At 41.8% G+C, this 26,939-nt stretch carries 26 protein-coding genes and 2 other annotated features; all 26 genes read left to right on the plus strand.

Translation table 11 applies throughout. From position 1 onward, the window contains the following. Positions 1-64 precede the first annotated feature (64 nt). The 26 genes from radA to fusA all read left to right on the plus strand — a co-directional run bounded on the left by radA (position 65) and on the right by fusA (position 26,829). Complete coding sequence (gene radA, locus NST01_RS00590; protein WP_017359160.1) at positions 65-1,444, plus strand: DNA repair protein RadA; 1,380 nt, start codon at positions 65-67, stop codon at positions 1,442-1,444. A gap of 2 nt (positions 1,445-1,446) precedes the next feature. After that, positions 1,447-2,526: a DNA integrity scanning diadenylate cyclase DisA gene (gene disA / locus NST01_RS00595; RefSeq protein WP_007496267.1), complete on the plus strand. Its 1,080-nt coding sequence runs from the start codon at positions 1,447-1,449 to the stop codon at positions 2,524-2,526. Positions 2,527-2,679: 153 nt separating this feature from the next. Then, the gene (locus NST01_RS00600) at positions 2,680-3,780 is read left to right on the plus strand and encodes a PIN/TRAM domain-containing protein (RefSeq protein ID WP_003217214.1); all 1,101 of its coding nucleotides are present in this window, start codon (positions 2,680-2,682) and stop codon (positions 3,778-3,780) included. 13 nt (positions 3,781-3,793) lie between these two features. Then, positions 3,794-4,483: a 2-C-methyl-D-erythritol 4-phosphate cytidylyltransferase gene (ispD, locus tag NST01_RS00605; RefSeq protein ID WP_008345432.1), complete on the plus strand. Its 690-nt coding sequence runs from the start codon at positions 3,794-3,796 to the stop codon at positions 4,481-4,483. Positions 4,484-4,486: 3 nt separating this feature from the next. Beyond that, positions 4,487-4,963: a 2-C-methyl-D-erythritol 2,4-cyclodiphosphate synthase gene (gene ispF, locus NST01_RS00610; protein WP_007496273.1), complete on the plus strand. Its 477-nt coding sequence runs from the start codon at positions 4,487-4,489 to the stop codon at positions 4,961-4,963. 94 nt (positions 4,964-5,057) lie between these two features. Next, positions 5,058-6,509, plus strand: a complete 1,452-nt coding sequence (gene gltX / locus NST01_RS00615; RefSeq protein ID WP_035391581.1) for a glutamate--tRNA ligase — start codon at positions 5,058-5,060, stop codon at positions 6,507-6,509. Next, positions 6,510-6,739, plus strand: a binding site (T-box leader). 81 nt (positions 6,740-6,820) lie between these two features. Continuing rightward, complete coding sequence (gene cysE, locus NST01_RS00620; RefSeq protein WP_017366453.1) at positions 6,821-7,474, plus strand: serine O-acetyltransferase; 654 nt, start codon at positions 6,821-6,823, stop codon at positions 7,472-7,474. Then, entirely contained in the window at positions 7,471-8,871 is a 1,401-nt protein-coding gene (gene cysS, locus NST01_RS00625; RefSeq protein WP_008345429.1) for a cysteine--tRNA ligase, read from the plus strand. The genes cysE and cysS overlap by 4 nt, the downstream gene beginning before the upstream one ends. 3 nt (positions 8,872-8,874) lie before the next feature. Continuing rightward, positions 8,875-9,306 (plus strand): Mini-ribonuclease 3, encoded by a 432-nt coding sequence (locus tag NST01_RS00630; protein ID WP_046342446.1) that lies wholly within the window; start codon positions 8,875-8,877, stop codon positions 9,304-9,306. Beyond that, the gene (gene rlmB / locus NST01_RS00635) at positions 9,290-10,039 is read left to right on the plus strand and encodes a 23S rRNA (guanosine(2251)-2'-O)-methyltransferase RlmB (protein ID WP_017359163.1); all 750 of its coding nucleotides are present in this window, start codon (positions 9,290-9,292) and stop codon (positions 10,037-10,039) included. The genes NST01_RS00630 and rlmB overlap by 17 nt, the downstream gene beginning before the upstream one ends. 2 nt (positions 10,040-10,041) lie before the next feature. Further along, entirely contained in the window at positions 10,042-10,554 is a 513-nt protein-coding gene (gene rae1 / locus NST01_RS00640) for a ribosome-dependent mRNA decay endonuclease Rae1/YacP (RefSeq protein ID WP_007496285.1), read from the plus strand. Positions 10,555-10,617: 63 nt separating this feature from the next. Next, positions 10,618-11,274 (plus strand): RNA polymerase sporulation sigma factor SigH, encoded by a 657-nt coding sequence (sigH, locus tag NST01_RS00645; RefSeq protein WP_008345424.1) that lies wholly within the window; start codon positions 10,618-10,620, stop codon positions 11,272-11,274. Positions 11,275-11,350: 76 nt separating this feature from the next. Continuing rightward, positions 11,351-11,500 (plus strand): 50S ribosomal protein L33, encoded by a 150-nt coding sequence (gene rpmG, locus NST01_RS00650; protein WP_008356502.1) that lies wholly within the window; start codon positions 11,351-11,353, stop codon positions 11,498-11,500. A gap of 34 nt (positions 11,501-11,534) precedes the next feature. Beyond that, complete coding sequence (gene secE / locus NST01_RS00655) at positions 11,535-11,711, plus strand: preprotein translocase subunit SecE (protein ID WP_008345422.1); 177 nt, start codon at positions 11,535-11,537, stop codon at positions 11,709-11,711. Between the two features lie 171 nt (positions 11,712-11,882). Continuing rightward, positions 11,883-12,416: a transcription termination/antitermination protein NusG gene (gene nusG, locus NST01_RS00660; protein WP_003217197.1), complete on the plus strand. Its 534-nt coding sequence runs from the start codon at positions 11,883-11,885 to the stop codon at positions 12,414-12,416. A 171-nt stretch (positions 12,417-12,587) separates the two neighbouring features. Next, positions 12,588-13,013: a 50S ribosomal protein L11 gene (gene rplK / locus NST01_RS00665; protein ID WP_003216956.1), complete on the plus strand. Its 426-nt coding sequence runs from the start codon at positions 12,588-12,590 to the stop codon at positions 13,011-13,013. Positions 13,014-13,112: 99 nt separating this feature from the next. Then, a complete protein-coding gene (rplA, locus tag NST01_RS00670) occupies positions 13,113-13,811 on the plus strand; it encodes a 50S ribosomal protein L1 (RefSeq protein ID WP_017359164.1) in 699 nt (232 codons plus the stop codon). A gap of 46 nt (positions 13,812-13,857) precedes the next feature. Then, positions 13,858-13,998, plus strand: a sequence feature (ribosomal protein L10 leader region). 69 nt (positions 13,999-14,067) lie between these two features. Further along, the gene (rplJ, locus tag NST01_RS00675; RefSeq protein WP_007496293.1) at positions 14,068-14,568 is read left to right on the plus strand and encodes a 50S ribosomal protein L10; all 501 of its coding nucleotides are present in this window, start codon (positions 14,068-14,070) and stop codon (positions 14,566-14,568) included. Positions 14,569-14,610: 42 nt separating this feature from the next. Next, the gene (gene rplL, locus NST01_RS00680) at positions 14,611-14,976 is read left to right on the plus strand and encodes a 50S ribosomal protein L7/L12 (RefSeq protein ID WP_008345418.1); all 366 of its coding nucleotides are present in this window, start codon (positions 14,611-14,613) and stop codon (positions 14,974-14,976) included. Positions 14,977-15,072: 96 nt separating this feature from the next. Beyond that, the gene (locus NST01_RS00685; RefSeq protein ID WP_007496296.1) at positions 15,073-15,678 is read left to right on the plus strand and encodes a class I SAM-dependent methyltransferase; all 606 of its coding nucleotides are present in this window, start codon (positions 15,073-15,075) and stop codon (positions 15,676-15,678) included. Positions 15,679-15,933: 255 nt separating this feature from the next. After that, positions 15,934-19,515 carry a DNA-directed RNA polymerase subunit beta gene (gene rpoB, locus NST01_RS00690; protein ID WP_007496297.1) on the plus strand — a complete coding sequence of 1,194 codons (3,582 nt, stop codon included), beginning with the start codon at positions 15,934-15,936 and terminating at the stop codon, positions 19,513-19,515. 61 nt (positions 19,516-19,576) lie between these two features. Then, positions 19,577-23,176 (plus strand): DNA-directed RNA polymerase subunit beta', encoded by a 3,600-nt coding sequence (gene rpoC / locus NST01_RS00695; RefSeq protein ID WP_007496298.1) that lies wholly within the window; start codon positions 19,577-19,579, stop codon positions 23,174-23,176. Between the two features lie 146 nt (positions 23,177-23,322). Continuing rightward, positions 23,323-23,571 (plus strand): 50S ribosomal protein L7ae-like protein, encoded by a 249-nt coding sequence (locus tag NST01_RS00700; RefSeq protein ID WP_008345416.1) that lies wholly within the window; start codon positions 23,323-23,325, stop codon positions 23,569-23,571. Between the two features lie 113 nt (positions 23,572-23,684). Further along, positions 23,685-24,104: a 30S ribosomal protein S12 gene (gene rpsL, locus NST01_RS00705; protein WP_003216962.1), complete on the plus strand. Its 420-nt coding sequence runs from the start codon at positions 23,685-23,687 to the stop codon at positions 24,102-24,104. 121 nt (positions 24,105-24,225) lie between these two features. After that, complete coding sequence (gene rpsG, locus NST01_RS00710) at positions 24,226-24,696, plus strand: 30S ribosomal protein S7 (RefSeq protein WP_003216884.1); 471 nt, start codon at positions 24,226-24,228, stop codon at positions 24,694-24,696. A 54-nt stretch (positions 24,697-24,750) separates the two neighbouring features. Next, positions 24,751-26,829 (plus strand): elongation factor G, encoded by a 2,079-nt coding sequence (gene fusA, locus NST01_RS00715; protein ID WP_007496301.1) that lies wholly within the window; start codon positions 24,751-24,753, stop codon positions 26,827-26,829. Positions 26,830-26,939: the final 110 nt, after the last annotated feature.

Below are 26,939 nucleotides of genomic sequence, written 5' to 3' on the forward strand. Positions count from 1 at the left end.
AGTAAGTTGGATGCCTCCCTTTACTTATTTTCTGACCAGTATAAGGAGTTGTATTCTTCAATCTATGGCTAAGTCAAAATCAAAATTTATATGCCAATCGTGCGGTTATGAGTCAGCCAAATGGATGGGGAAATGTCCCGGCTGCGGCACTTGGAACAGTATGACAGAAGAGGTCGTTCGTAAAGAGCCGGCAAATCGTCGAAGTGCGTTTAATCATTCTGTTCAAACCATTCAAAAACCTTCACCTATATCTGCAATTGAAACATCCGAAGAACCCCGAATTAAAACGAATTTAGAAGAATTTAACCGAGTATTAGGAAGTGGAATTGTCAAAGGTTCACTCGTTCTTATTGGCGGTGATCCAGGGATTGGGAAGTCCACACTATTATTACAAGTTTCAGCACAGCTATCAGATCAAAATCAGAATGTGTTGTACATATCTGGTGAGGAATCAATCAAACAAACGAAGCTTAGGGCAGACCGTCTCGGTATTGAAAGTGCCTCTTTACATGTTTTGGCTGAAACCGATATGGAGTATATAACGTCTGCTATACAAGAGATGAAACCCGCTTTTGTTGTGGTCGATTCAATTCAAACCGTTTATCAAAGCGATATCACGTCAGCTCCTGGATCTGTTTCTCAGGTGAGGGAATGCACTGCCCAGCTGATGAAAATTGCCAAGACGAATGGTATTCCTATTTTTATTGTTGGTCATGTGACGAAGGAAGGATCGATTGCTGGGCCGCGCCTTTTAGAGCATATGGTAGATACAGTTCTTTATTTTGAAGGGGAGCGCCATCATACGTTTCGTATTTTACGGGCAGTGAAAAACCGTTTTGGTTCAACGAATGAATTAGGAATTTTTGAAATGAGAGAGGAAGGGCTCACAGAGGTATTAAACCCATCAGAAATCTTCTTAGAAGAGCGGTCAGCAGGTGTATCTGGATCGTGTGTTGTTGCCTCAATGGAAGGAACAAGACCTGTTCTAGTGGAGATACAAGCACTTATTTCACCGACGAGCTTTGGGAATCCACGGAGAATGGCTACTGGCCTTGATCATAACCGAGTGTCATTGCTTATGGCCGTTTTAGAAAAACGGGTAGGGCTGCTACTGCAAAACCAAGATGCCTACTTAAAGGTCGCAGGTGGTGTGAAACTTGATGAACCAGCGATAGACTTGGCTATTGCCGTTAGTATTGCATCAAGTTTTAAAGATGCAGCGCCGCATCAAGCAGATTGCTTTATAGGAGAAGTGGGTCTGACGGGAGAAGTCAGAAGAGTATCAAGAATTGAACAGCGTGTGCAGGAAGCTGCTAAACTAGGATTTAAGCGAATGTTTATTCCTCAGGCGAATATAGATGGATGGAAAAAACCGAGAGGGATTGAGTTAGTCGGTGTAGAAAATGTAGCAGAGGCACTTCGTATTTCACTAGGGGGATCATAGAAATGGAAAAAGAGAAAAAAGGAGCGAGAGAAGTCGATCTCTTAGATATTGTCCAGTTTGTGGCACCGGGGACACCCCTGCGGGCAGGGATTGAAAACGTCCTAAGAGCCAATACTGGAGGGCTCATTGTTGTTGGTTATAACGATAAAGTGAAAAGTGTGGTAGATGGAGGATTTCATATTAATTCTGCTTTCTCCCCAGCACATTTATATGAATTGGCGAAGATGGATGGGGCGATTATTTTAAGTGACTCTGGTCAAAAAATCTTGTATGCGAATACACAGCTCATGCCGGATGCAACCATTCATTCATCAGAAACAGGCATGAGACACCGAACAGCTGAACGTGTAGCAAAGCAGACAGGTTGCTTAATCATTGCCATTTCTGAACGTCGGAACGTCATTACCTTATACCAAGGGAATCGACGATATACGCTGAAAGATATTGGTTTTATTTTGACGAAGGCTAACCAAGCGATACAAACACTTGAGAAATATAAAACCATTTTAGATCACGCCATTTCTGCGTTAAGCGCCTTAGAATTTGAAGAGCTTGTGACCTTTGGTGATGTATTATCCGTGCTGCATCGTTATGAAATGGTACTTAGAATCAAAAATGAAATCAATATGTATATCAAAGAGCTTGGGACAGAAGGACACTTGATCCGTCTGCAAGTCAATGAGCTGATTACAGATATGGAGCAGGAAGCGGCTTTATTTATTAAAGATTACGTGAAAGAAAAGATCAAAGATCCATATGTGCTGCTGAAACAGCTCCAAGATATGTCGAGCTTTGAACTTTTAGATGACTCTATTTTGTACAAGTTACTCGGCTATCCAGCATCTACAAATATTGACGAATATGTGTACACTAGAGGATACAGATTACTTCATAAAATCCCTAGACTGCCTATGCCAATCGTTGAAAACGTGGTCGAAGCATTTGGTGTGCTAGATCGAATTATGGAAGCAGATGTACAAGATTTGGATGAAGTAGAAGGAATTGGAGAAGTAAGAGCGAAAAAGATAAAAAAAGGATTAAAAAGACTGCAAGAAAAACATTATATCGACCGTCAGCTATAAAAAGAGAAATTTTTCTTAAATACGGTTAAAAATGGATGAATATGGGTATATTAATGATGGTTTTGTTTTCTGTTCATGATGATAGGAAACTTAAGCATATATCAATGTCAGATGAAGGTGGATTGACAGATGAAAAATAAAGGAGGTGAAGGTATGTTAAAAAGAATCGTTCAGGCGTTTTTTATCATTTTCGGTGCAGTTGTAGGGATTTTTATCATTCCAGAGTTATTTCTGCTGTTAAATGTGAAGGACATACCTTTCATAACAAATGCTTACTCTTCAGCACTAATAGGAGCCGCTGTGTTCTTTATCATTGGTAAATGGTGCACAGGCTATGTGGTTAATTGGGTGAAATGGATCGAGGATTCTCTATTGAAGGCGCCTCTTCCTGATCTTATATCTGGAAGTTTCGGTTTAGTATTTGGACTTATTCTAGCATATCTTATTGTAAACGTGATCCCGCTAAACAATATCCCATATCATATTTTTGGTACCATTATTCCGATTTTCCTGGCTTTCTTTTTAGGATACCTTGGATTTCAGGTAGGGTTTAAGAAGAAGGATGAAATGATGGGGCTGTTCTCCCGATCTGCAAAGGTCACAAAGAAAAAAGGAGCAGCTGATGATGAACCTGAAATAGAAGATAAAAAGCTGAAAATTTTAGACACAAGTGTTATCATTGATGGAAGAATCGCAGATATTTGTCAAACTGGATTCCTAGAAGGTGTGATGGTCATTCCTCAATTTGTACTCGAGGAATTACAGCATATTGCAGACTCTTCTGATGTATTAAAGAGAAATAGAGGCCGAAGAGGTCTTGATATTTTAAATCGTATCCAAAAAGAACTGGATATTAAAGTTGAAATTTACGAAGGTGACTTTGAAGATATTCAAGAGGTTGACAGTAAGCTTGTGAAACTCGCTAAGTTAACTTCAGGTGTTGTTGTGACAAATGATTTTAATTTAAATAAAGTATGCGAACTTCAAAAAGTAGCAGTGTTAAACATCAATGATCTAGCCAATGCAGTCAAACCGGTTGTACTGCCTGGGGAAGAAATGAAGGTACAGGTCATCAAAGATGGGAAAGAGCATAACCAAGGTGTTGCTTACTTAGATGACGGTACGATGATTGTGGTCGAAGAAGGACGCAATTATATTGGAAAAGACATTGATGTGCTCGTCACGAGTGTGCTGCAAACTGCTGCTGGAAGAATGATTTTTGCGAAGCCAAAACTTCTGGAGAAGGCGCTCTAAAGGGAGAACGAACATGTATTATGAAGTAGTTATTCCGGCTGCGGGGCAGGGGAAGCGAATGAAGGCCGGCCGCAATAAACTTTTTATTGAATTGAAAAGAATGCCGGTCATCATCCACACACTGAAGGTGTTTGACGCTCATTCACAATGCAGACGCATGATCTTAGCGATCAATGAAGAAGAGCGTCGTGACTTTGAAAGGCTACTGAAGGTACACGCTTTTCAAACGCCTGTTTCACTTGTCACTGGCGGTGAAGAACGGCAGCAAAGTGTATACGAAGGATTGAAGGCTGTGCAAGATGCGGACATCGTGCTTGTTCATGATGGCGCAAGGCCTTTTATTAAGCATACACAGATTGACTTGCTCGTTAAAGCAGCGATTGAAAAAGGCTCCGCAGTCGTAGCGGTACCAGTGAAAGACACAATCAAACGCGTTCAAGAAGGCAAAGTGGAACAAACCATTGAACGTCAGAGCTTGTGGGCAGTCCAGACCCCACAAGCTTTTCGTCATTCTATTTTAAAAGAAGCGCATGAACATGCGGAGCGGACAGGCTTTCTTGGAACAGATGACGCCAGTCTTGTGGAACAATTACACGGTGAGAGTGTGTATATTGTCCAAGGAGACTATACCAATATTAAACTGACAACACCGGATGATTTATTGGTTGCCAAGGCAATTATGGATGCGGAAAGAGGGTACTAGAACATGTTTAGAATAGGACAAGGTTTTGATGTACATCAATTAACAGAGGGAAGACCTCTTATTATTGGCGGTGTGACGATCCCTTATGAAAAGGGTCTACTTGGGCATTCAGATGCGGATGTACTGCTTCATACTGTGGCGGATGCCTGCCTAGGTGCGATTGCAGAAGGAGATATCGGCAGACATTTCCCAGACACGGATCCTGAGTTTAAAGATGCAGACTCTTTTAAATTACTTCAGCACGTGTGGGCACTTGTAAAAGAAAAAGGCTATACACTGGTGAATATCGATTGCACGATCATGGCGCAAAAACCAAAGATGGCACCATACATTCAGCCAATGTGTGAGAAAATCGCAGAAGCCCTTGAGGCAGATGTCACACAGGTGAATGTCAAAGCAACAACGACAGAGAAACTTGGATTTACAGGAAGAGGCGAAGGAATTGCCTCTCAAGCAACCGTACTTCTTCAGAAAAAGTAAAATCCATTTTGATGAGAATGGGTTTTGATGATAAAATACGTTTATAAAAAATTGGTGTCAGACAACATGATGCAGATGAAAGGAAGTTAAACTCATGGGAAATGAAGTGCGTGTTCGTTATGCACCGAGTCCAACTGGTCATTTACATATTGGGAATGCTAGAACGGCTCTTTTCAACTATTTGTTCGCACGCAGCCAAGGCGGCAAATTTATTATTCGAATCGAGGATACGGATCAAAAGCGTAATGTAGAAGGCGGAGAAGAAAGCCAGCTTCGCCACCTGCAGTGGCTCGGAATTGATTGGGATGAGAGCATTGATAAAGATGGGGGCTACGGTCCTTACAGACAATCAGAGCGTAATGATATTTACAAAAAATATTATGACGAGCTGCTAGAGAAAGATTTGGCGTATAAGTGCTATTGTACGGCTGAAGAACTAGAAGAAGAGCGTGAAGCACAAATTGCCCGCAGTGAAATGCCTCGATACTCTGGTAAATGCAGTCATTTATCAAAAGAAGAAGAGGACAAGCTGATTGCTGAAGGAAGAGAGCCAAGCATCCGCTTCCGAGTGCCTAAAGGAGAAATCATCAAATTTGACGATATGGTCAAAGGCGAGATTTCATTTGAAACAGACGGCATCGGTGACTTTGTTATTGTGAAGAAAGATGGTACACCAACGTATAACTTCGCTGTAGCGGTGGATGATCATTTGATGAAAATGACTCACATTCTTCGTGGTGAGGATCACATCTCGAATACACCTAAACAAATTATGGTCTTCAATGCATTTGGCTGGGATGTTCCGCTGTTCGGACATATGACGCTGATTGTAAACGAGAACCGCAAGAAATTAAGCAAGCGTGATGAATCAATTATCCAGTTCATCGAACAGTATAAGAACTTGGGCTATTTACCAGAAGCTTTGTTTAACTTCATTGCACTACTTGGATGGTCTCCAGTTGGCGAAGAGGAACTATTTACAAAAGAGCAGTTCATCGATATTTTCGATGTCAATCGACTTTCTAAGTCACCAGCTCTATTTGATATGCATAAACTAAAATGGGTGAATAACCAATACGTAAAAGCACTTGATCTTGATCAAGTTGTGGCACTTACACTTCCACATCTTCAAAAGGCAGGCAAGGTAAGCGAGCAGCTGTCAGAAGAAGAAAACACGTGGGTGCGCAAACTCATTTCTCTATACCACGAGCAATTGAGCTACGGAGCAGAAATTGTTGAGTTAACAGAGTTGTTCTTTAAGGAACAAATTGAGTATAATCAAGAGGCAAAGGAAGTTCTTGCAGAAGAGCAAGTACCAGAAGTGATGGCTTCGTTTGCAGGTCAGCTTGAACGTCTTGAGTCTTTCACACCTGATGAAATCAAAGCTGCCATTAAAGCGGTACAAAAAGAAACAGGGCATAAAGGTAAGAAACTATTCATGCCAATTCGTGTGGCTGTCACTGGACAAACGCATGGCCCAGAGCTTCCGCAAAGTATTGAACTACTAGGTAAAGAGACGGTATTAAACCGCATTAAACAAATATAAGGAAAATCGTTGCGAGGGAGAAGTACAATGTTTTCGCCTATCACAGAAAGAGTCTTCACCGGCTGAAAGAGACTTATGGGCAGACGTTGGAAATGCACCCTCAAGACCCTTGAGGAACACGTATGTTAGTATGCAAGGGCGGTACCCTCCGTTATGGGATGAAGTTGAGAAAGTTTGCAATAAGAGGCTTTCTAAACAGAGTGGAACCGCGTTTTCAAAACGTCTCTGTCATATGGCAGAGGCGTTTTTTATTTGTCCAAAAAAGAGAGCAAGTCCTAAGAGAGATTGATGGGGAAGAACGGGGGGAGCATGTGTTTTTCAAAATGCTGAAAGAAGATATTGATACTGTGTTTGATCAAGATCCTGCTGCTAGAAGCTATCTTGAAGTAGTGCTAACCTATTCAGGGCTTCATGCGATTTGGGCTCATCGTGTTGCGCATGCATTTTACAAGCGTAAGCTGTATTTTCTTGCGCGGATCATTTCTCAGGTCAGCCGGTTTTTCACAGGGGTTGAGATTCACCCAGCAGCAACCATCGGCCGGCGGTTCTTTATTGATCACGGCATGGGCGTCGTGATTGGGGAAACATGTGAAATTGGCGATAACGTCACTGTTTTCCAAGGCGTGACATTAGGGGGAACAGGGAAAGAAAAGGGAAAGCGGCATCCAACTATTTTGGACGATGCGCTGATTGCGACTGGTGCTAAGGTGCTCGGTTCTATTACCGTAGGAAAAGGGTCCAAGATTGGTGCGGGGTCTGTTGTGTTAAAAGACGTACCAGACCATTCTACTGTTGTAGGTATACCTGGGCGAGTGGTCGTTCAAAATGGAAAGAAAATCAATCGTGATCTCAATCATCAAGATTTGCCAGATCCAGTTTCTGATCGTTTCAAAGAATTGGAGCGAGAAATGGAAAAGCTAAAACGTGAGCTGGCTTCATTGAGCAGAAAGGAAGAACAATCATGACAATCAATATTTATAATACATTGACACGTAAGAAGGAAGAGTTTGTCCCGCTTGAACCAGGAAAGGTCAAAATGTATGTATGCGGACCAACCGTGTATAACTACATTCATATCGGGAATGCAAGACCGGCCATTGTATATGATACGGTACGTAAGTATTTAGAATATAGCGGCTATGATGTGAATTTCGTATCCAACTTTACTGATGTGGATGATAAACTCATCAAAGCAGCAAATGAATTAGGCGAGGATGTCCCAACGATTGCTGATCGATTTATCCAAGCATACTTTGAGGACGTCAGTGCATTAGGCTGCAAAAAAGCAGACCTTCACCCGCGAGTGACAGAAAATATGGATGATATCATTGCGTTTATCGCCACATTGATTGAAAAAGGCTACGCCTATGAAGCAGATGGTGACGTGTATTACAGCACACGCTCATTTGAAGGCTACGGAAAACTGTCTCACCAATCGATTGATGAATTAAAGACAGGTGCCCGTATTCGTGTAGGTGAAAAGAAAAGGGATGCACTCGACTTTGCATTATGGAAGGCCGCAAAGGATCAGGAGATTTCTTGGGATAGCCCGTGGGGAGAAGGGCGGCCAGGCTGGCACATCGAGTGCTCTGCGATGGTCAAAAAGTATTTAGGCGATACGATTGACATTCATGCTGGCGGACAGGATTTAACGTTCCCTCATCACGAGAATGAGATTGCTCAATCTGAGGCTTTGACAGGAAAACCTTTTGCGAAGTATTGGATGCATAACGGGTATATTAATATTGAGAATGAAAAAATGTCAAAATCACTTGGGAACTTTGTGCTCGTACATGACATTATTAAAGAACAAGATCCAGATGTGCTTCGTTTCTTTATGCTGTCGGTTCACTATCGTCATCCAATCAATTACTCCATTGACTTATTGGAAAGTACAAAGAGTGCATTTAACAGACTCAAAACATCTTATTCAAATCTACATCATCGCCTTGAGAGCAGTACCAATTTAACAGAGGATAACACGGAATGGCTGACAAAGATTGAAGAGCAGCGTGCGACATTTATTTCTGAAATGAATGATGACTTCAATACGGCAAATGCCATCTCTGTTTTATTTGAACTAGCGAAACAAGCGAATTACTATATGGAAAATGATCATACTTCCGAGGAAGTGATCAAGGCATTTATTGGCTTGTTCCAAGAAATCACATCCGTCCTCGGCTTCTCACTAGAAGAAAAGCACACGCTTGACGAAGAGGTAGAAGCATTAATTGAGAAGCGGAATGAAGCTAGAAGGAATCGTGACTTCGCATTGTCTGATCAAATTCGTGACCAGTTAAAGAGCATGAATATTGTATTGGAGGACACTCCTCAAGGTACGCGCTGGAAAAGAGGAGAATAGGTCATGTTGAATTTTGAAAAGCTGAAAGACGGAAAACAGTTGAACGGACTTGCGCTTGCTTATATGGGTGATGCCATTTTTGAAGTATACGTGAGGCATCACCTCCTCCAAATGGGGGCGACCAAACCAAATGAGCTTCATAAACGTGCAAGTAAGATCGTTTCAGCTAAATCTCAGGCCGCTATTTTATTTGAGCTTCAGCAGAAGGGCTTTTTCACAGAAGCGGAAGAAGCGGTGCTGAAAAGAGGAAGAAATGCAAAATCAGGCACAGTGCCTAAAAACACAGACGTTCAAACGTATCGTTATAGTACAGCGTTTGAAGCGCTCATGGGTTATTTATTTATCGAGAAGCAGGACGAACGCTTAGAAGAGTTGATTAGTCAGGCGATTGAAATCGGAACGTCAGGGAGGAAGACAAATGAGTCAGCAACATGATTATGTGATTGGGAAAAATGCAGTGATTGAAACACTGAAGTCAGATCGGGAGTTATACAAGCTCTGGATGGCAGAAAACACTGTAAAAGGACAAGCCCAGCAGGTCATTGAACTCGCGAAAAAGCAAAATATCACCATTCAGTATGTTCCGAGGAAAAAGCTTGATCAGATGGTAACAGGTCAGCACCAGGGAATCGTTGCACAAGTAGCAGCATATGAATATGCAGAATTGGACGATCTGTATCAAATTGCTGAAAAGCGGAATGAACAACCATTTTTCATCATCTTAGATGAAATTGAAGATCCGCACAATTTAGGGTCGATCATGCGTACGGCCGATGCTGTTGGTGCACATGGAATCGTCATTCCAAAACGACGAGCGGTAGGCTTGACGACAACTGTTGCGAAAGCATCTACTGGAGCCATTGAACATATCCCGGTCGCAAAAGTAACCAATCTTTCCAGAGCTCTTGATGAAATGAAAGAAAGAGGAATTTGGGTCGCAGGAACAGATGCATCTGCGAAGCAGGACTACAGACAATTTGATGGCACGATGCCTCTCGCTCTTGTCATTGGCAGTGAAGGAAAAGGAATTGGCCGATTGATTAAGGAAAAATGTGATTTCTTGATTAAATTGCCAATGGCCGGGAAGGTCACTTCATTAAATGCATCAGTTGCCGCTAGTCTATTGATGTATGAAGTGTATCGAAAACGTTATCCGTTAGGAGAATAGAGATGGACATCCTCTTAGTCGATGGATACAACATGATAGGTGCATGGCCTCGTTTGCAGCACTTAAAAGAAAACAGCTTTGAAGAAGCCAGAGACGTGCTGATTCAACATTTAGCAGAATATCAAGCATATACAGGGTATCGAGTCATTGTCGTATTCGATGCCCATATGGTCAAAGGAATCGAAAAGAAGCGGACAAACCACCGAGTAGAGGTCATCTTTACAAGAGAAAATGAAACGGCTGATGAGCGGATTGAAAAATTGGCACAAGACTTAAATAACATTCGGACGCAAATTCATGTGGCGACCTCTGATTATACAGAACAATGGGCAATTTTTGGTCAGGGTGCACTTCGTAAGTCAGCACGTGAGCTATTAAGAGAGATAGAAGTGATTGAACGAAAGATTGAAACACGTGTCAAAAAGATTACTTCTGATAAACCAGCATCCAAAATTGAATTGTCAGAAGATGTATTGAAAACGTTTGAAAAATGGCGGCGGGGAAACTTGGAATAGCTTGACGATATTTCAACCATTATTGTATAATATTTCTATCTAGGTGCGGTCGGGGGGATCGAAGTGAATCTAAACAACAGCAAGGGTAAGTCCATCAGAGAGCAATTTTGCCAGTTGGAAGATGAACAAGTCATTGAAAGGGTTCATGTCGGAGATAGTGATGCGCTAGATTATTTAATAACGAAATACCGCAATTTTGTACGTGCGAAAGCAAGATCTTATTTCTTGATTGGAGCGGATCGAGAGGACATTGTCCAAGAGGGGATGATCGGACTTTATAAGTCTATCCGCGATTTCAGAGAGGACAAGCTTACTTCATTTAAGGCTTTTGCAGAATTATGTATTACCCGCCAAATTATCACCGCAATTAAAACAGCTACTCGCCAAAAACATATCCCGTTAAATTCCTATGTATCATTAGACAAGCCGATATACGATGAAGAATCGGACAGAACATTATTGGACGTCATTTCCGGTGCTAAAGCGCTTAACCCAGAAGATTTAATCATTAGCAAAGAAGAATTTGATGATATTGAAATGAAAATGGGTGAATTACTAAGCGAGCTGGAAAGAAAGGTACTTGTGCTTTATCTTGATGGTAGGTCCTATCAGGAGATTTCTGAAGATTTAAACCGTCATGTGAAATCAATTGATAACGCACTCCAAAGAGTAAAGAGAAAATTAGAGAAATATTTAGAGCTGCGCGAGATCAGTCTCTAATCAAACCTATATTGACAGCTTTTTCGACACTGTGATAAGGTACTAAGGAAATGATGTCGAGAAAATAGGTGTAAATATGAGGAAAAAGATTACTCTAGCCTGTAAAGACTGCGGAAGCCGCAATTATACGACAATGAAAAGTGTTGCTTCAGCAGCTGAAAGATTAGAAGTTAAGAAATATTGCAAGACTTGTAATTCACATAAAACACATTTAGAAACGAAGTAGGATTTGCGTTCTTTAATCTGTGGAGGTCTTTTACATGCGTATTATCAGTTTCTTAAAAAGTGTCGGGAAAGAAATGAAAAAGGTCAGCTGGCCAAAGAAAAACGAAATGGTCCGCTACACGATCACTGTTATTTTAACAGTCGTATTTTTTGCCATCTTTTTCTCTTTTCTTGATATAGGAATCTCACAATTAATCGAATTAATTCATTAATACTTGAATAATGGTCTGCTGAACGTGCTATAATAGATCATAATATGACTTGCCAAAAAACCCGTTTTACGGGTTTTTTCAATTGCTTGAAAATATTTACCGGTACTCGAGATTCGTCAAATAGACATTACGAAATGTGGGGAGGGAAGGACTAAATAGTCCTGAACGAAAATGGAAAAGAATTGGTATGTTGTGCATACGTACTCTGGCTATGAGAACAAAGTGAAAGCGAACTTGGAAAAGCGTGTTGAATCAATGGGCATGCAGGATAAAATTTTCCGCGTTGTTGTACCAGAAGAAGAAGAAACGGACATTAAAAACGGTAAGAAAAAAGTAGTGAAAAAGAAAGTATTCCCTGGATATGTGTTGGTAGAAATCGTCATGACTGACGATTCTTGGTATGTCGTTCGTAATACACCAGGTGTGACAGGATTCGTTGGATCAGCTGGATCAGGCTCTAAGCCGACAGCGTTATTACCTGGCGAAGCAGAAACCATTCTGAAGAGAATGGGACTTGAAGAGCGCAAGACAGAAATCGACTTTGAACTAAAAGAAACAGTCAAGGTCATCGATGGACCATTTGCTAACTTCACAGGCTCTATCGAAGAGATTGATTATGATAAAAGCAAAGTCAAAGTATTCGTTAATATGTTTGGTAGAGAAACTCCTGTGGAACTTGAGTTCACACAGATCGATAAATTGTAATTTAAAAGAGCTTGAAATGAGTGTATAGAAGTGGTAATATAGCAAAGGTACGTCTTGAGTTCGCTCAAGATCGCTAGCTAGTTATTTCGTCATTCATATAAAGAATGAAGTTGTTGAGTGGGAGGGGGATTCCCCTATTACCACATCACGGACTTTAAGGAGGTGTGTCTCGTGGCTAAAAAAGTAGTTAAAGTTGTTAAATTGCAAATTCCTGCTGGAAAAGCTAACCCAGCTCCACCAGTTGGACCTGCACTAGGTCAAGCCGGTGTTAATATCATGGGATTCTGTAAGGAGTTTAACGCTCGTACAGCTGACCAAGCTGGTCTTATCATTCCTGTTGAAATTTCGGTTTTTGAAGACCGTTCATTTACATTTATTACTAAAACTCCACCTGCTGCAGTTTTACTTAAAAAAGCAGCTGGTATTGAGTCTGGTTCTGGTGAACCTAACCGTAATAAAGTGGCAACTGTTAAGCGTGATAAAGTACGCGAAATCGCGGAAACAAAAATGCCTGACTTAAACGCTGCTAGCGTTGAATCAGCTATGCGCATGGTTGAAGGTACTGCACGCAGTATGGGTATTGTCATCGAAGATTAATTTTTTGTCTTGTTGGGTTGCGAGTTTGGTTTTGACAAGTTCGCAACCCTTATTCGTGGGAGGTTATTCCGCTAAAACCACATAAGGAGGATTTTTATAATGGCTAAAAAAGGTAAAAAGTATGTAGAAGCTGCTAAGCTGATCGATCGTACAAAAGCGTATGATGTAGCTGAAGCTGTTTCTCTTACAAAAAAAGCAAATACAGCGAAATTTGATGCGACTGTAGAAGTTGCTTTTCGTTTGGGCGTAGACCCTCGTAAAAACGATCAACAAATCCGCGGTGCAGTTGTACTTCCTAACGGAACTGGTAAAACTCAACGCGTTCTTGTGTTCGCTAAAGGCGAAAAAGCAAAAGAAGCAGAAGCTGCTGGAGCAGACTACGTTGGAGATTCTGATTACATCACTAAAATCCAACAAGGCTGGTTCGAATTCGATGTAATCGTTGCGACACCTGACATGATGGGTGAAGTTGGTAAGATCGGTCGTGTACTTGGACCAAAAGGTCTTATGCCAAACCCTAAAACAGGAACTGTAACTTTCGAAGTAGAAAAAGCAATCAATGAAATCAAAGCTGGTAAAGTAGAATACCGCGTTGATAAAGCTGGTAACATCCACGCGCCAATCGGAAAGGTTTCTTTCGAGGACGAAAAGCTTGTTGAGAACTTTGCAACAATCTATGACACAATCCTTAAAGCAAAACCTGCAGCGGCTAAAGGTGTATACGTGAAAAACGTTTCTGTTACATCTACTATGGGCCCTGGCGTGAAAGTGGACCCATCTTCTTTCTCTGCAAAATAATTCTTGACTTGTCACAACCGTTTTGATAATATCAAAATGTTGTAAAATAGAATAATCATTTATACCGTAGACAGCAGGGGCCTTATGGCTTAATTAACCCGCCGAGGTGTATATGTCACAGTCTTACGTTAACGTATGCTTGTATATACAGCCTCCATGTCTTAATGGAGGCTTTTTATATGGAGAACCGTTCGTTAGGAACGTGATGGCCTGATCGGTATAAGTGTTACACAAAGAATGTACAGGAGGTGTAACCATGAGCAATGCAATCGATACTAAAAAAGTTGTCGTTGATGAAATTACTTCTAAATTTAAAGACAGTTTGTCTACTGTAATTGTAGATTACCGCGGTCTTTCAGTTTCTGAAGTGACTGAACTTCGTAAACAGCTTCGTGATGCTGGCGTAGAATTCAAAGTTTACAAAAATACTTTGACTCGCCGTGCAGTTGAACAAGTTGAACTAACGGGTTTAAACGATTTCTTAACAGGTCCAAACGCTATCGCATTCAGTAACGAAGATGTTATCGCACCTGCGAAAATCATCAACGAATTTGCGAAAAGCCACGAAGCTTTAGAAATCAAAGCTGGTGTTATCGAAGGAAACGTAGCGACTGTAGAAGAAGTGAAGGCTCTTGCGGAACTTCCGTCTCGCGAAGGCTTACTATCTATGTTGCTTAGCGTTCTTCAAGCTCCAGTTCGTAACCTTGCTCTTGCTACTAAAGCAGTTGCAGATCAAAAAGAAGAACAAGGCGCTTAATGCGTACTTGACGTAAAAAACTTAAAAATGGAGGAATTACAAATGGCTTTAAATATCGAAGAAATCATTGCTTCAGTTAAAGAAGCAACTGTACTTGAGTTAAACGACTTAGTAAAAGCAATCGAAGAAGAATTTGGCGTAACTGCTGCTGCTCCTGTAGCTGTAGCTGCTGGTGGCGGTGCTGCTGCTGAAGAAAAAACTGATTTTGATCTAGTACTTGCTGGTGCTGGAGACCAAAAAATCAAAGTTATCAAAGTGGTTCGTGAAATCACTGGTCTTGGCTTGAAAGAAGCTAAAGAACTTGTTGACAACACTCCAAAACCACTTAAAGAAGGTATTGCTAAAGAAGAAGCTGAAGAACTTAAAGCTAAGCTTGAAGAAGTTGGCGCTTCTGTAGAAGTTAAGTAATCTTCGCCTAATCTTTTGGGAAAGCTCGCTTTTACTGGCGGGCTTTTTCTTTTCTTATCTCCTGAAACGATTGAATCCAGAGGAGGTCCATTCACCATGAGTGACCACTATTATACGGAAAAGCCATCAGTGAAAAGCAATAAACAGACATGGGACTTCACCTTGAGAAACCGTAGCTTTACTTTTACAAGTGACAGTGGAGTGTTTTCTAAGAAAGAAGTCGACTATGGTTCGAGGCTTTTAATTGAAGCTTTTGAAGAACCTGACTTGGATGGCGACGTCTTAGATGTCGGTTGCGGTTATGGACCGATCGGCTTATCGTTAGCAAACGAAATGACAGGCCGCACCATTCATATGATTGATGTGAACGAAAGAGCAGTCGAACTTTCAAAGGAAAACGCTAAGCATAATCGCATTGATAATGTCCGCATCTATCAAAGTGATTTGTTCTCGAATGTTCATTCATCAGCTGCTTTTGCCTCTATACTGACCAATCCCCCAATACGGGCAGGGAAGAAAGTAGTACATGCGATCTTTGAAAAAAGTGCTGATCATTTATTGCCGGAAGGTGAGTTGTGGGTGGTTATTCAGAAAAAACAAGGTGGACCATCTGCGATTGAGAAATTAGAGCAGCTTTTTGGAGAAGTGACGGTCGTTATGAAAAAAAAGGGCTACTATATTATCAAAGCTAAAAAAGTTTGACGCAGTTTCCTAGCTGTGTTAACATTATAAAATGCCAATGTGTATATTTTGCTTGATAGGCTTAAAAAACAACTATTTTGTATAAATTATGCATACTTGGGAAAACTAATAAAATCGGTATTTGTTTTTGGATGTGGTTTTCTTATTTTAGAAACCCTTTTTTCTTTTGTCTTGTAAAAGTATTTCTTTACTGACATTTGAAAGACAGAAATACTTTTTACACATATAATACGCATGATTTGAGGGGTGAATCAGTTGACAGGTCAACTAGTTCAGTATGGACGACACCGCCAGCGCAGAAGCTACGCACGCATAAGCGAAGTGTTAGAATTACCAAATCTCATTGAAATTCAAACCTCTTCTTATCAGTGGTTTCTTGATGAGGGTCTTAGAGAGATGTTTCAAGATATATCCCCAATTGAGGATTTTACTGGTAACCTTTCTCTTGAATTCATTGATTACAGCCTAGGGGATCCTAAGTATCCTGTAGCAGAATCAAAAGAACGTGATGTAACTTACTCTGCTCCACTAAGAGTAAAAGTTCGTTTAATTAACAAAGAAACTGGAGAAGTAAAAGACCAAGATGTGTTTATGGGTGATTTCCCAATCATGACAGACACAGGTACTTTTATCATTAATGGTGCGGAACGTGTAATCGTTTCTCAGTTAGTACGTTCTCCAAGTGTATATTTCAGTGGTAAAGTAGACAAAAACGGTAAAAAAGGTTTTACTGCGACTGTCATTCCAAACCGTGGCGCATGGTTAGAATACGAAACTGATGCGAAGGATGTAGTCTATGTACGCATCGATCGCACACGTAAGTTGCCGGTTACGGTTCTTTTGCGTGCTCTCGGCTTCAGCTCTGATCAAGAGATTCTTGACCTCATTGGCGAGAATGAATACTTACGCAACACGTTGGAAAAAGACAATACAGAGAATGCTGATAAAGCACTTCTCGAAATCTACGAGCGTCTTCGTCCTGGAGAGCCGCCAACTGTTGAAAATGCGAAAAGCTTGCTAGACTCTCGCTTCTTTGATCCGAAGAGATATGACTTAGCAAATGTTGGACGCTACAAGATTAATAAGAAGCTTCATATTAAAAATAGACTATTCAATCAAAAATTGGCTGAAACGCTAGTTGATCCTGAAACAGGTGAAATCCTAGCAGAAAAAGGTCAAATTTTAGATAGAAGAGTGCTTGATAAAGTTCTTCCATACTTAGAAAACGGCATCGGATTTAGAAAGCTTTATCCAAACGGTGGCGTAGTAGAGGATGAAGTAGAACTTCAATCTATCAAGATTTACGCACCAACTGATCAAGAAGGCGAGCAAGTGATCAACGTGATTGGTAATGCATATGTAGAGGAAGCTGTGAAGAACATCACGCCTTCTGACATCATTGCTTCAATCAGTTACTTCTTTAACCTACTTCATGGAGTAGGTGACACAGATGATATCGATCACCTTGGTAACCGTCGTCTGCGTTCTGTAGGTGAACTTCTGCAAAACCAATTCCGTATTGGTTTAAGCAGAATGGAGCGTGTTGTTCGTGAAAGAATGTCGATTCAAGACACGAACACGATCACACCTCAGCAGCTGATCAACATCCGTCCTGTGATCGCTTCTATCAAAGAGTTCTTTGGTAGCTCTCAGCTTTCTCAGTTCATGGATCAAACAAACCCGCTTGCTGAATTGACACACAAACGTCGTCTATCAGCGCTTGGACCGGGTGGTTTGACACGTGAGCGTGCAGGAATGGAAGTTCGTGACGTTCACTATTCTCACTATGGTCGTATGTGTCCGATTGAAACACCAGAGGGTCCAAACATTGGTTTGATCAACTCTCTATCTTCATTTGCGAAAGTGAACCGCTTCGGATTTATCGAAACACCTTACCGTCGGGTTGATCCTGAAACAGGTAAAGTGACGCCGAGAATCGATTACTTAACGGCTGATGAAGAGGATAACTACGTAGTAGCACAAGCGAACGCTATATTAGGTGAAGATGGTTCGTTTATTGATGATAATATCATTGCTCGTTTCAGAGGAGAAAACACCGTTGTTCCTCGAAACCGCGTTGACTACATGGACGTTTCGCCGAAGCAGGTTGTTTCTGCAGCGACAGCATGTATCCCATTCTTAGAAAACGATGACTCTAACCGTGCTCTAATGGGAGCGAACATGCAACGTCAGGCTGTGCCTTTGATGCAGCCGGAATCACCAATTGTTGGTACAGGTATGGAGTATGTATCAGGTAAAGACTCTGGTGCTGCTGTGATCTGCCGCTACCCAGGTGTTGTAGAACGTGTTGAAGCGAAAAATATTTGGGTTCGCCGTTATGAAGACGTTGACGGACAACAAGTCAAAGGAAACCTAGACAAATACAGCTTGCTGAAATTTGTCCGCTCTAACCAAGGGACTTGCTACAACCAGCGCCCAATTGTAAGTGTTGGAGATGAAGTCGTCAAAGGAGAAATCCTTGCAGACGGTCCTTCTATGGAAAAAGGTGAATTGGCTCTAGGACGTAACGTCATGGTCGGCTTCATGACTTGGGACGGTTACAACTATGAGGATGCGATCATTATGAGTGAGCGCCTTGTAAAAGATGACGTCTACACTTCTATTCATATTGAAGAATATGAATCAGAAGCTCGTGATACAAAGCTTGGACCAGAAGAAATTACGCGTGATATTCCAAACGTTGGGGAAGATGCTTTACGCAACCTTGACGAGCGTGGAATCATCCGTATTGGTGCAGAAGTAAAAGACGGAGACCTTCTTGTCGGGAAAGTAACGCCTAAAGGTGTAACAGAACTAACAGCTGAAGAACGTCTATTACATGCAATCTTCGGTGAAAAGGCTCGTGAAGTGCGTGATACGTCTCTACGTGTACCACACGGCGGCGGCGGAATCATCCACGATGTCAAAGTCTTTAACCGTGAAGATGGAGATGAATTACCACCAGGTGTTAACCAGTTAGTCCGTGTATACATCGTTCAGAAGCGTAAAATTTCTGAAGGTGACAAAATGGCCGGACGACATGGTAACAAAGGGGTTATCTCCAAAATCCTTCCAGAAGAAGATATGCCGTATCTTCCAGATGGAACACCGATTGATATCATGTTAAACCCTCTAGGGGTGCCATCTCGTATGAATATCGGTCAGGTACTTGAGCTTCATATGGGTATGGCTGCACGTTACCTAGGCATCCACATTGCGTCACCAGTATTTGATGGTGCTCGTGAGGAAGATGTTTGGGAAACGCTTGAAGAAGCAGGTATGTCCCGTGATGCGAAAACAGTCCTTTATGACGGTCGAACTGGTGAACCATTCGACAACCGTGTTTCTGTTGGAATCATGTATATGATTAAACTGGCTCACATGGTTGACGATAAACTTCACGCACGTTCAACTGGACCATACTCACTTGTTACGCAGCAGCCACTGGGCGGTAAAGCACAGTTTGGTGGACAGCGTTTCGGAGAGATGGAAGTATGGGCACTTGAAGCTTACGGTGCAGCATATACACTTCAAGAAATCTTAACTGTAAAATCGGATGACGTTGTGGGTCGTGTGAAAACATACGAAGCGATCGTCAAAGGGGATAACGTACCTGAACCAGGTGTCCCTGAATCATTCAAAGTATTAATTAAAGAACTTCAAAGTTTAGGTATGGATGTGAAAATCCTATCTGGCGATGAAGAAGAGATAGAAATGAGAGATTTAGAAGACGATGAGGAAACGAAGAAAGCAGACGGATTAGCGTTATCTAATGACGAAGATGCTGCAGACCTCGCACCTGTCGATCTTGAACGTGACGCAGTCACAAAAGAATAGCAGAAACGATTAGAGCAAGTGACTAGGGTATAACCCGAAGATTAAAAGGGAGGTAGGCCCCTTGCTAGATGTGAACAATTTTGAGTATATGAACATCGGTCTCGCATCACCTGATAAAATCCGTTCTTGGTCTTTTGGTGAAGTGAAAAAGCCTGAAACGATTAACTATCGTACACTGAAACCGGAAAAAGATGGTCTCTTTTGTGAACGTATCTTCGGACCGCAAAAAGACTGGGAATGTCATTGTGGAAAGTATAAACGCGTTCGTTATAAGGGTGTTGTATGTGACCGTTGTGGTGTAGAAGTAACACGGGCAAAAGTCCGTCGTGAGAGAATGGGGCATATCGAACTGGCTGCCCCAGTTTCCCACATTTGGTATTTCAAAGGTATCCCAAGCCGTATGGGTCTTGTTCTAGATATGTCACCACGTGCGTTAGAAGAAGTGATTTACTTCGCTTCTTACGTCGTGACTGATCCGGGCAACACACCGCTTGAGAAGAAACAACTTCTTTCTGAGAAAGAATTCCGTGCTTATTTAGATAAATACGGTAACACCTTCCAAGCAGCTATGGGTGCAGAAGCAATTAACAAACTTCTTCAAGATATCGATCTTGTGAAAGAAGTAGATACACTCAAAGAAGAGCTAAAAACAGCTCAAGGACAGCGTCGTACACGTGCGATCAAACGCCTTGAAGTGTTGGAAGCTTTCCGTAACTCAGGAAACAAACCGTCTTGGATGATCCTTGATGTACTTCCGGTTATTCCACCAGAATTACGTCCAATGGTTCAGCTTGATGGCGGACGTTTTGCTACTTCTGACTTGAACGACCTTTATCGTCGTGTCATCAACCGTAACAATCGTCTGAAACGTTTATTAGATCTTGGCGCGCCAAGCATCATCGTTCAGAACGAGAAGCGTATGCTTCAAGAAGCTGTCGATGCCTTGATTGATAATGGACGTAGAGGCCGACCAGTAACAGGACCAGGAAATAGACCATTGAAATCTCTTTCTCACATGCTGAAAGGGAAACAAGGGCGTTTCCGTCAAAACTTGCTTGGTAAACGTGTTGACTATTCTGGACGTTCCGTTATCGTCGTTGGACCACATTTGAAAATGTATCAGTGTGGACTTCCGAAAGAAATGGCTCTTGAACTATTCAAACCATTCGTGATGAAGGAGCTTGTTGAAAAAGGATTAGCTCACAACATTAAGAGCGCGAAACGTAAGATTGAGCGCGTGCAGCCGGAAGTTTGGGATGTTTTAGAATCAGTGATTCGTGAGCATCCAGTCTTACTAAACCGTGCACCAACTCTTCACAGACTTGGTATTCAAGCGTTTGAACCTACACTTGTGGAAGGACGCGCAATTCGTCTGCATCCACTTGTATGTACTGCCTACAACGCTGACTTTGATGGTGACCAAATGGCGGTTCACGTACCATTATCTGCTGAAGCTCAAGCTGAAGCTCGTATCTTAATGCTTGCTGCTCAAAACATTTTGAACCCGAAAGATGGAAAACCTGTTGTTACGCCATCTCAGGATATGGTGCTAGGTAACTACTACCTTACACTTGAGCGTAAAGGTGCTATCGGAGAAGGTATGGTCTTCAAAGATACGAACGAAGCCCTTCTAGCTTATCAAAATGGGTATGTGCATCTTCATACACGTGTAGCTGTTGCAGCTAACTCGTTGAAGAATGTGACATTCACTGATGAACAGCGTTCTAAATTGTTGATTACAACAGTTGGAAAACTAATCTTTAACGAAATCTTACCGGAATCATTCCCATACATGAATGAACCGACTAAGAGCAATATTGAAGAAAAAACGCCTGACCGCTTCTTCCTTGAAAAAGGTGAAGATGTCAAAGCTGCGATCGAGAAACAAGAAATCAATGCGCCGTTCAAAAAAGGTATTTTAGGTAAAATCATTGCGGAAATCTTTAAGAGATTCCATATCACTGAAACATCTAAAATGCTTGACCGCATGAAAAATCTTGGTTTCAAATACTCTACTAAAGCGGGTATTACGGTTGGGGTGTCTGATATCGTCGTATTAGATGATAAACAGAAGATCCTCGAAGAAGCGCAAGCAAAAGTAGATAACGTCATGAAGCAATTCAGACGTGGTTTGATTACTGAAGAAGAGCGTTACGAGAGAGTCATTTCGATCTGGAGTTCTTCTAAAGATGTCATCCAAGGTAAACTGATGAAGTCCCTTGATGAAGTCAACCCTATCTACATGATGAGTGACTCTGGAGCGCGTGGTAACGCATCTAACTTCACTCAGCTGGCTGGTATGCGTGGTCTGATGGCCAACCCGGCTGGACGTATCATTGAACTTCCGATTAAATCTAGTTTCCGTGAAGGTTTAACAGTATTGGAATACTTTATTTCCACTCACGGAGCGCGTAAAGGTCTTGCCGATACAGCTCTTAAAACAGCTGACTCAGGTTACCTCACGCGTCGTCTCGTTGACGTTGCACAGGATGTTATCATCCGTGAAACAGATTGCGGTACAGACCGTGGAATCTTGGCGAAGTCCATTAAAGAAGGAAATGAAATTATTGAGAAACTTGAAGAACGTCTGATCGGACGTTTTGCAAGAAAACCAATTGTTCATCCTGAAACGGGCGAAGTCATTGTTGGCGAAAACGAACTAATTGATGAAGATAAAGCACTCGAAGTAGTTGAAGCAGGAATCGAGGAAGTATGGATCCGTTCTGCATTTACATGTAACACGCCTCATGGTGTATGTAAACGATGCTACGGCCGTAACCTTGCAACTGGTACTGACGTTGAAGTCGGTGAAGCAGTTGGAATCATCGCTGCACAATCGATCGGTGAGCCAGGAACACAGCTTACAATGCGTACGTTCCACACCGGTGGGGTAGCAGGAGACGATATCACTCAAGGTTTACCTCGTATCCAAGAGTTATTTGAAGCGCGTAATCCGAAAGGGCAGGCAACCATTTCTGAAATTGATGGTGTCGTTGCTGAAATTAACGATGTTCGTGACAAGCAACAGGAAATTGTGGTTCAAGGCGAAGTTGAAACTCGCTCTTACACAGCTCCTTACAATGCACGTCTGAAAGTTGTTGAAGGTGACAAAGTCACTCGTGGTCAAGTACTGACAGAAGGTTCAATCGATCCGAAAGAACTTCTTAAAGTGACTGATATGACAGCTGTTCAAGAATATCTGCTTCATGAAGTACAAAAAGTATACCGTATGCAAGGGGTAGAAATCGGAGATAAGCACGTAGAAGTAATGGTTCGCCAAATGCTTCGTAAAGTGCGTGTCGCTGATGCAGGGGATACAGATGTATTACCAGGCACACTTCTTGATGTACACCAATTCACAGAAGCGAACAAAAAAGTACTATTCGAAGGCAAACGTCCTGCAACAGGCCGTCCAGTTCTTCTTGGTATTACAAAAGCATCGCTTGAAACAGACTCATTCTTGTCTGCAGCATCCTTCCAAGAAACGACTCGTGTCCTAACAGATGCGGCGATCAAAGGAAAACGTGATGAACTGCTTGGCTTGAAAGAGAATGTCATCATCGGTAAACTTGTTCCTGCTGGAACTGGAATGCCAAACTACCGTAAAGTTAAGCCGGTTTCACAAGTGCAGCCGTCTGACGATATGGTTCCTGTAGAGTAATCTTTCTCTTAAGATTTCTATAAAAATCATCAAAAAATGGTGAAGGATGTCAAGATAATCTGTCAAACGATATTGACATCCTTCTGCCATGATGATAATATAACCAAGGTGCTCAAAATAAAACCTGTTACTTTGGAGGATATTCGATGTCTTATGATAAAGTATCACAGGCTCAATCCATTATTATTGGTACGAAGCAAACAGTAAAAGCTCTGAAACGAGATTCAGTGAAGGAAATCGTCGTAGCGAAAGATGCTGATCCTGCTTTAACCGCTAGTGTAATGAAACTAGCGCAAGAGAAGGGTGTAGACATTTTAGTGGTAGATTCCATGAAAAAGCTCGGCAAGGCCTGCGGAATTGAAGTTGGGGCAGCAGCTGTTGCCATTATGTTATAGCGTACTTGTTTTGTTTTTGCATGCTTAAAATGCAAAAGCATTGTTTTTTGCCTTTTGATGAACCACCTGGGTATGTGGGTTATAAAAAAAGTAATGAAGGGAGGAATAACAACATGCCTACAATTAATCAGCTAATACGCAAAGGACGCGTGAGTAAAGTTGAAAACTCAAAGTCTCCTGCACTTAACAAAGGATACAACAGTTTCAAAAAAGAGCACACTAACGTAACATCTCCACAGAAGCGCGGGGTTTGTACTCGTGTCGGTACAATGACACCGAAAAAACCAAACTCAGCACTACGTAAATATGCTCGTGTACGTTTGTCTAACCTGATTGAGGTAACAGCTTACATTCCTGGTATCGGACATAACCTACAAGAGCACAGTGTAGTACTTATCCGTGGCGGACGTGTAAAAGACTTACCGGGTGTACGTTACCACATCGTTCGTGGTGCGCTTGATACTGCCGGAGTTGACGGTCGTATGCAAGGACGTTCTAAATACGGAACAAAACGCCCTAAACAAAGCAAATAATATAAACAAACATAAGGGTTTTTAGAAGTTGAGTTCAGATCAGTGGAGTCAGGCAGCTGACAATGAAATTGAGATGAAAGACAGATAGAAATCCTTTTAAAAGAGAAGGGAGGCTATTCAGATGCCACGTAAAGGTCCTGTAGCAAAAAGAGACGTTTTGCCAGATCCAATTTACAATTCTAAACTTGTATCTCGTTTGATCAACAAAATGATGATCGACGGTAAAAGAGGAAAGTCACAAACTATTCTCTACAAGTCATTTGATATCATCAAAGAACGTACTGGTAATGAAGCGATGGAGGTTTTCGAACAAGCCTTGAAAAACATCATGCCAGTTCTTGAAGTTAAAGCACGTCGTGTAGGTGGAGCTAACTACCAAGTTCCTGTAGAAGTTCGCCCAGATCGTCGTACGACTTTAGGTCTTCGCTGGTTAGTAAACTACGCTCGTCTTCGTGGAGAAAAAACGATGGAAGAGCGTCTTGCTAACGAAATCCTTGACGCAGCTAACAACACTGGTGCTGCTGTTAAGAAACGTGAAGATACACACAAAATGGCAGAAGCGAACAAAGCATTCGCTCACTACCGCTGGTAGGATTTATACCAAACTAAAAAAACTATTCCCTAATAAGGAAGGAGAAATTACCCAATGGCAAGAGAGTTCTCCTTAGACAAAACTCGTAATATTGGTATCATGGCTCACATCGATGCCGGTAAAACGACAACGACTGAGCGTATCTTGTACTACACTGGTCGTATCCATAAAATTGGTGAAACTCACGAAGGAGCTTCACAAATGGACTGGATGGAGCAGGAGCAAGAACGTGGTATTACAATCACTTCTGCTGCTACTACAGCACAATGGAAAGGTTACCGTGTAAACATCATTGATACACCAGGACACGTAGACTTCACTGTTGAAGTTGAACGTTCTTTGCGTGTACTTGATGGTGCGGTTGCTGTTCTTGATGCACAATCAGGTGTAGAGCCTCAAACTGAAACAGTTTGGCGCCAAGCAACAACTTACGGAGTACCTCGTATCGTATTCGTTAACAAAATGGATAAAACCGGTGCGGACTTCCTTTACTCTGTAAGCACATTAAGAGATCGTCTTCAAGCGAACGCTCATGCAATTCAATTGCCGATCGGCGCTGAAGATCAATTCGAAGGAATCATCGACCTTGTAGAAAACGTAGCATACTTCTACGAAGATGACCTTGGAACTCGCTCTGATGCACAAGAAATCCCTGCTGAGTATAAAGACAAAGCTGAAGAGCTTCGCAGCAGCTTAATTGAAGCTGTCGCTGAGCTTGATGAAGAGCTTATGGAAAAATACCTTGAGGGTGAAGAAATCACAATTCCTGAATTGAAAGCTGCAATCCGTAAAGGAACGTTGAATGTTGAATTCTACCCAGTTCTTGTTGGATCTGCTTTCAAAAACAAAGGTGTTCAGCTTGTACTTGACGCTGTGCTTGACTACCTTCCTGCACCAACTGATGTTGCTGCAATCAAAGGTACATTGCCAGATACAAATGAAGAGGTTGTACGTGAGTCTACTGATGACGCACCATTCGCAGCTCTTGCATTTAAAGTTATGACTGACCCTTATGTTGGGAAACTAACTTTCTTCCGCGTATACTCTGGAACACTTGATTCTGGTTCTTACGTGAAGAACTCTTCTAAGAACAAGCGTGAGCGCGTTGGACGTATCCTTCAAATGCACGCAAACAGCCGTGAAGAAATCTCTACTGTATATGCAGGGGATATCGCAGCAGCTGTTGGTCTTAAAGATACATCTACTGGTGATACTCTTTGTGACGAGAAAAATCTTGTTATCCTTGAGTCTATGGAATTCCCAGAGCCAGTTATCGATGTAGCTATCGAGCCTAAATCTAAGGCTGACCAAGATAAAATGGGTATCGCTTTAGCTAAACTAGCTGAAGAGGATCCAACATTCCGTACACAAACAAACACTGAAACTGGTCAAACGATCATCTCTGGTATGGGTGAGCTTCACCTTGATATCATTGTTGACCGTATGAAGCGTGAGTTCAAGGTTGAAGCTAACGTAGGAGCTCCTCAAGTTGCGTACCGTGAAACATTCCGTTCTAGTGCAAAAGTTGAAGGTAAATTCGTACGTCAGTCTGGTGGACGCGGTCAGTTCGGACACGTTTGGATCGAATTCGAACCAAACGAAGAAGGCGCAGGCTTCGAATTCACAAATGCAATCGTCGGTGGGGTTGTTCCACGTGAATACATTCCAGCAATTCAAGCAGGTCTTGAAGATTCACTAGAAAATGGTGTATTAGCTGGATTCCCATTAATCGACATCAAAGCAAAATTATTCGATGGATCTTACCACGATGTTGACTCTAACGAAATGGCGTTTAAAATTGCTGCATCTATGGCATTGAAAAATGCTGTCAGCAAATGTAACCCAGTTCTACTTGAGCCAATGATGAAAGTAGAAGTCGTTATCCCAGAAGAATACATGGGAGACATCATGGGTGATATCACATCTCGTCGTGGACGTGTAGAAGGTATGGAAGCTCGCGGTAACGCTCAAGTTGTTCGCGCTATGGTTCCACTTTCTGAAATGTTCGGATATGCAACTGCACTCCGTTCTAACACACAAGGACGCGGTACTTTCACTATGCACATGGATCACTACGAAGAAGTGCCTAAGAGCATCAGTGAAGAAATCATCAAAAAAAATAAAGGTGAATAATTGATTTTGCCTTTAAACTAAAGTATAACTACTATTGAAGATCAGAAAGTGAGAGGTAACTCTTCACTTTCTATCACTCATACCAAATACAATGAACCTTTAAGGAGGAT

The sequence above is a fragment of the Bacillus sp. FSL R7-0166 genome, assembly GCF_038008935.1.
GTDB lineage: Bacteria > Bacillota > Bacilli > Bacillales > Bacillaceae > Bacillus > Bacillus altitudinis.